Here is a 6,347-nt window from a genome sequence, read left to right on the forward strand (position 1 = left end):
AGGAGCTCGTCGCTGGAGATCACCCGGCAACCGTACTCGCATCGCAGGCCTGCCCGGCGAGATATCGTCCCGGGATGATCCGGTTCGGCATCTCGAAGATGCCCCCCGAGGACGGCGGCGATGCCGACTGGCTCGACTCGCTCGTCGCCAGGGGGCACGAGGCGGTCGAGTTGCCGTTCGTGCACGGGTTCCCATGGAACGAGAAGCGGTGCGCCGCCTTCGGGAAGCTGACCGCCGAGCGGGGGATGTCGGTCTCGGTGCACGCCCCGTACTTCGCGGTGCTCACGGTCGAGGACGACGACCGCCGCAAACAGACGCTCTCGGCCCTCGAGCACACCATGAAACTCGGGAAGGCGCTCGGCGCCCACACGATCGTGGCGCACACCGGCTCGGTGTCGGACAGGTCGGCCGACCAACTCCACGACCTGGTGGCCGAGGGCCTCGCCCGGATCGAGCCGAAGGTGCGCCACCTCGGTGTCGCCCTGGGCCTCGAGACGAGCGGCACCGAGCGGGCCTTCGGATCACTCGGAGACATCGCCCTCATCGCCAAGGAGTTCGCCTTCGTGCGGCCCGTGATCGACTGGGCGCACGTCCACGCCAAGTCCGGAGGTGCGCTCACCACCAAGGAGGCGTTCGAGTCGGTGATCGGGTTCCTGCGGGCCGAGTTCCCCGGCTGGGCGATCGACCCGCTGCACACCCAGTTCACCGACAACGAGTTCGGGCCGAGAGGCGAGATCCGCCACGTCCCGTACGGCAACGGCTCATTGCGCTCCGGTCCACTCGCCGAGGCTGCGGTCGCCACCGGGCTGCGCATGATCGTCATCTCCGAGGCCAAGGAGGAGTCGAGCCACGACGCCATCCTCGACGACCTGCGGGCCAGCGAGCAGGCGGGCAGGCCGGAGCCCTCGGGCGAGGGCCGTCCGCTCGGCTCGGGGCTGATCGAGTTCCCCGAGCCGGTCACCGTCGAGCAGGAGGGCGACGGCTACTTCACCGTCGGCCTCGATCGCCAGGTCCGCCTGTCCAACCCCGACAAGGAGTTCTTCCCGGCCGACGGCTATACCAAGGGCGACCTCGTCTCCTATTACGCCTCGATCGCCCCCGTCCTCCTCCCGCATCTCCAGGGTCGGGCGCTCTCGATGGCTCGCTATCCCGACGGGGCGACGGGACCGTTCTTCTACGAGAAGCAATGCCCGGTCCATGCCCCCGACTGGATCGTGCGAGCCCCGATCCACTCGAGCCACCGGGGCGAGCCGATCGAGTTCTGCACGGCTCCCGACAAGGAGTCGCTCATGTGGGTCGCCAACCTCGGGTGCATCGAGATGCACCCCTGGCTGAGCAGGGTGGAGCGCTTCGATCAGCCGGACTTCGCCATCTTCGACCTCGACCCCCAGGAAGGCTGCACGTGGGACCAGGTGGTCTACGTCGCCGGACTCGTCAACGTGCTGCTGGAGCGCCTCGGCCTCGCCGGCTACCCGAAGCTGTCCGGGGCGACGGGCATCCACATCTACGTGCCGATCGATCCGCTCTACGACTACGGCCGGGTCCGCCGGTTCGTCGAGACCCTCGGCAGGATGATCGCATCGGCCGACCCGGAGAACGCCACGATGCAATGGGACATCCCCAAACGCGGCCCCAAGGTGTTCATCGACCACAACCAGAACGTCGCCGGCAAGACGATCGCCTCGGTCTACTCGGTGAGACCCGAGCAAGCGGCGCCGGTGAGCACTCCGGTCCTGTGGAAGGAGCTCGACACGGTGAAACCGACCGACTTCACGATGGCGACGATCTGGGAGCGGCTCCGCCAGTACGGCGACCTGTTCGCCCCGGTGCTCACGGGCGGCCAGCGGCTCGAAGGCCCGGAGGCGGCCTTAGGGCTGTGACCCGGTGGCCACGGCGCCCCCGGTCGCCGACCAGTCGCTCCATGATCCCGGGTAGAGGATCGGCTCGGCTCGCCCGGCGAGGCGCATCGCCAGGATGTCGTGGCAGGCGGTGACGCCGCTGCCGCAGTACACGACCACCTCGCCGTCCGGATAGAGGCCGGCGAGGGCCTCGGCCGGCCTGAAGCGCAGCGTCGTGTCGAGGTTGTCGGAGTACGGGACGTTGATGGCGGTCGGGATGTGCCCGGCGGCGGCGTCGACCGGCTCCCGCTCGCCCCGGTAGCGGTCGGCGTCGCGGGCGTCGACGAGGGCGACCGAGCCGATGCGCCCCTGCAACTCGTGGCGGTCGATCGTGCGGGTGAGGGGATCCTCGACCGCGAATCTCGCCGCCGGGCGCTCCGGCACCGCACTCGTGGTCGGCAGCCCCGCCTCGACCCAGGCGGTCAGGCCGCCGTCGAGGACCGCGGCGTCCTCGTGGCCGAGCCAGCGGAGCATCCACCACAGCCGGGCTGCGACGGCACCCCCGCGGTCGTCGTAGGCGACGACGGACATGTCGCTTCCGACACCCTTGCTCTCGAGCGTCGCCGCCAACGACTCCCGGGCGGGCAGGGGATGGCGCCCCGGCCCTTCCGGTGCGGACAGCTCGTGCTCCAGGTCGACGAACACGGCTCCCGGGATGTGCGACTCGGCATAGGCGGCGCCGCCCCGTTCCGGTTCGCCGAGGTACCAGCGGCAGTCTGCGACGAGGACGCGTGGTTCCAGGAGATGATCGGCGAGCCAGGCGACGGTCACCAGGCCGTCGGTCAAGCCGTTCCCTCGACGGCGTGTCGCGGCGCCGGCAGGAGCCCGCGGGGGGCGGCGGCCGCCTCCCATGGGCGGGCGATCACGTGCCACGCCAGCACGATGGTCGGCAGGGGAACCGCCAGCGTCATGTCGAACCGAATGGTGTTGTAGGAGAACAACGACCCGGTGATGGCGGCGATCGGCGCACCCCCGACCGCCAGCATCCAGCGGCGCGGCACGGGATGGCTCACGAGCTGGTAGGCGAACCCCGTCCCGGTGATGTCCCATCGCCTTCCCCACCAGGAGCGGCGGGTGACCCTGGCGAACTCGGAGTCGGGACCGTCGATCGCCCGGACGACGGATGAGCCGCTCGGCTCGAGGAGCCAGCGGGTGCCGTCCGGGAACGACACGGTCGACACGTGGAGGCGTCCGAACCGCTCGAGGGAGGCGATCGGCTGCCCGTTCGACAGCAGAGCCCATCTGTTGGAGAACCACGGGCTCACCATCTCGGCCGACCCGTAGAGCACCTGCTGTGTCGGTCGCTGCGCCATATGGTGGCAACGGTACTAGGGGGGCGTCACCCCGGACTCCTTCGGCGGCCGACCGTCCGTTACCGTGGCCCCGATGCAGCTCCACCTCATCGACGGCACCTATGAGCTCTTCCGGGCCCACTTTGGGCAGCCGGCCAGGTCGGCGCCGGACGGCTCGTCGATCCAGGCGACCTACGGCATCGTGGCGGCGACGCTCGGGCTGCTCGACCTACCCGAGGTGACCCACGTCGCCGCCGCCTTCGACACGGTGATCGAGTCGTTCCGTAACGACATGTTCCCCGGATACAAGACGAGCGCCGGCATGGACCCCGAGCTGCTCGCTCAGTTCCCGGTCGCCGAGGACGCCATGCGGGCGATCGGCGTGACCGTCTGGTCGATGATCGAGTGGGAGACGGACGACGCCATCGCCACCGCGGCGGTGCGTTGGGCCGACGACTTCGACAAGGTCGTGGTCCACAGCCCCGACAAGGACATGTTCCAACTGTACGGGCACCCCACGGTCGTCGGATACAACCGGCGGGAGCAGGCTTTCATCGACGCCGACGACGTCGTCGCCAAGTTCGGCATCGGCCCCGGCTCGATCCCCGATTACCTGGCCCTGGTCGGCGACAGCGCCGACGGATACCCCGGCCTTCCCGGATGGGGGGCGAAGAGCACATCGGCGGTCCTCGCCGAATACGGGCGCATCGAGGACATCCCGGACGACGCAGCCGAGTGGGGCGTCGCCGTGCGGGGAGCGGCCAACCTGGCGGCCACCCTGGCCGCCGGTCGGGCCGAGGCGGCGCTCTACAAGGACCTCGCCGTGCTCCGCACCGACGTCCCGCTCGCCGAGACGATCGAGGACCTCGAATGGCACGGCGTCCCCCGCTCCGAGTTCGAGGCGATGTGCGAGGCACACGGGTTCACGCAGCTGCGCTCGCGGCCGAGGCGCTGGCGGGCCTGACCCGGATTCAGACACGACAGAGGGGCCGCCGCTCGGGCGGCCCCTCCGTCGCCGAGGGACCTCGAAGGTGGTGAGGTTCCAGCCGGAATGTCGCCTCGCCACGCTCCTTGAGATCAGGTCTGCCTGGTCAGTGCCCGTTCGGTCCCACGGGATCGAGGGCCTTCGGATCCACCACCTGCTCCCGGAACACGAACTCGGGGTAGGCGCTCACCCCGTGCTCCGATCGGTCGAGCCCGGACACCTCCTCCTCGGGGGACACGCGAATCCCGACGAGGACGTCGACGAGCTTGAACACCAGCAGGCTCGTGACGAGCGACCAGGCGATGATGGCGAACGCCCCGACGGCCTGGTTGGCGAGGGTGACGCCGTCCCCGGCCGCGAAGATCCCGACCGCCAGCACGCCCCACAGTCCGGCGGTGCCGTGCACCGAGATGGCTCCCACCGGGTCGTCGATGCCGATCCGGTCGAGGAAGACGACCGAGCCGACCATGATCACGCCGGCGATGAGGCCGACGAGCACCGATCCTCCGAAGCCGATGGAAGCGGTCCCGGCCGTGATGCCGACGAGGCCGGCGAGCACGCCGTTCAGGGTGAACCCCGGATCCGGCTTCCCGTGGAGGATCCACGACGTGAACATCGCCCCGACGGCTCCGGCACACGCAGCCAGCGTCGTCGTGACCGCCGGGTATGCGATGTCCGCCCCGACCGACCCGAGCGTCGAGCCGGCGTTGAAGCCGTACCACCCGAACCAGAGCACGAAGACCCCGAGCGCCCCCCTGGTGAGCGAGTGCCCGGGGATGACCCGCGGCCTGCCGTTCTCGTCGTACTTTCCGATCCGGGGGCCGACGACGAGGACGCCTGCGAAGGCCGCCACCCCTCCGAGCAGGTGGACGACCCCCGACCCGGCGAAGTCGAGGTAGCCGAGCTCGAAGAGCCACCCTCGGCCGTCCCAGACCCAGTGGGTGACGACCGGATAGATGATCGCCGTGATGAACGGCGTGTAGATCAGGTACGAGATGAACTTGACCCGCTCGGCGAGCGCCCCCGACACGATGGTCGCCGCCGTCGCCGCGAACACGACCTGGAAGAACCACTCGGACGCTCGGGAAGCGTCGTCGAAGAAGAACACCTCTCCGTAGGCGAACCACCCACCGACCGACGTGCCTCCGTACGCCAACGCGAAGCCGATCGCCCAGTAGACGATCCCGCCCACGGCGAAGTCCATCAGGTTCTTCATGATGATGTTCCCGGCGTTCTTGGCCCTGGTGAACCCGGCCTCGACGAGCGCGAAACCCGCCTGCATGAACATCACGAGGGCGGCCGCCAGCACGAGCCACATCTCGTTGGCGGCCGTCGCCACCTCTTCGATCGTCTGGGCGCTGGCCGTTCCCGCCAGCGGCCCGGCCGTCATCACCGCCAGCAACGCCGTTCCCGTCAGCAATCTGCGTCTCATGTCGTTCTCCCTCTCCGTACAGCCGACGAGTGGGACCGTACGGGGGACGGATTTCGCGCCGGTCAACGGAGCTTTACGGGTGGGCGAACGGCGCGTTTCCGACCGGTTACGCGCCAGGGGCCTCAGGGAGTGGGTTGGCGAGCCTCAGGTCCGCCCAGCGGGCAGGAACGATGGTCCTCACCCGCCACGGCAGGCGGGGGACCGCCATCCGCATCAGGGCGAAGTTGGCGTCGAGGAGTCGCTGCTTGGGCGGCGTCCAGCCGAACCCGTACAGGTCGCGCACCGCCGGTGGGAGCGTCCCGACGGCGGCGAAGGCGACGAACTTCCACAGTGGCTTGATCCTGGCGGGCACCGCCGACGTCGTGATGAGGTCGGCGACCTCACGCGAGACGTCCGTCACCCGCAACCGCCCGCACGTCGTCATGTCGTCCACGTAGCGGGTCGTGTCGGCGAACGTCGCCGGCACGAAGTCCCGTGGCAGCATGAGAAGCTCGGCGGCCGTCTTGTTCTCCTCGTGGTATCGGTCCTTCTCGGGCGCCGACAGGGGCTCCACGGTGAGCTCGAAGAAGGCGATGGTGCTCACCTCGAGGGCGGCGTGGACCCACAAGAGTTGCTCGTAGTCGAGGGCGTCGTACCACTCGCCGGTCACCTCGTCGACGCCGTTGATCACCCGGTGCAGCTTGTTGATCCGCTCGGCTGCCTCGCCGGCGGCCCGCTCGCCTCCGAACGTGATGAGGTTC

The 6,347-nt window shown here is 69.5% G+C and carries 6 protein-coding genes; 2 read left to right on the forward strand and 4 right to left on the reverse strand.

Going from position 1 to position 6,347, the window contains the following annotated elements; translation table 11 throughout:
- On the forward strand, nucleotides 1-1,880 hold a 1,880-nt coding region (gene ligD, locus VGC47_14985; protein ID HEX9856614.1), incomplete at its 5' end, for a non-homologous end-joining DNA ligase.
- Here ligD and VGC47_14990 read toward each other — a convergent pair.
- Both VGC47_14990 and VGC47_14995 read right to left on the reverse strand, forming a co-directional pair.
- On the reverse strand, nucleotides 1,869-2,684 hold the full coding sequence (locus VGC47_14990) for a sulfurtransferase (protein HEX9856615.1): 816 nt from the start codon (nucleotides 2,682-2,684) through the stop codon (nucleotides 1,869-1,871). The two genes, ligD and VGC47_14990, sit on opposite strands and share 12 nt — an antisense overlap.
- A complete protein-coding gene (locus VGC47_14995) occupies nucleotides 2,681-3,211 on the reverse strand; it encodes a hypothetical protein (GenBank protein ID HEX9856616.1) in 531 nt (176 codons plus the stop codon). The genes VGC47_14990 and VGC47_14995 overlap by 4 nt, the downstream gene beginning before the upstream one ends.
- Nucleotides 3,212-3,284: 73 nt before the next feature.
- Here VGC47_14995 and VGC47_15000 point away from each other — a divergent pair, with 73 nt between their 5' ends.
- Complete coding sequence (locus VGC47_15000) at nucleotides 3,285-4,154, forward strand: 5'-3' exonuclease H3TH domain-containing protein (GenBank protein ID HEX9856617.1); 870 nt, start codon at nucleotides 3,285-3,287, stop codon at nucleotides 4,152-4,154.
- 127 nt (nucleotides 4,155-4,281) lie between these two features.
- Here VGC47_15000 and VGC47_15005 read toward each other — a convergent pair whose 3' ends face one another.
- Both VGC47_15005 and VGC47_15010 read right to left on the reverse strand, forming a co-directional pair.
- The gene (locus VGC47_15005) at nucleotides 4,282-5,607 is read right to left on the reverse strand and encodes an ammonium transporter (GenBank protein HEX9856618.1); all 1,326 of its coding nucleotides are present in this window, start codon (nucleotides 5,605-5,607) and stop codon (nucleotides 4,282-4,284) included.
- Nucleotides 5,608-5,713: 106 nt separating this feature from the next.
- On the reverse strand, nucleotides 5,714-6,347 hold a 634-nt coding region (locus VGC47_15010; protein HEX9856619.1), incomplete at its 5' end, for an oxygenase MpaB family protein.

The sequence above is a fragment of the Acidimicrobiia bacterium genome, from assembly GCA_036396535.1.
Taxonomy (GTDB): domain Bacteria; phylum Actinomycetota; class Acidimicrobiia; order Spongiisociales; family UBA5794; genus DASWKR01.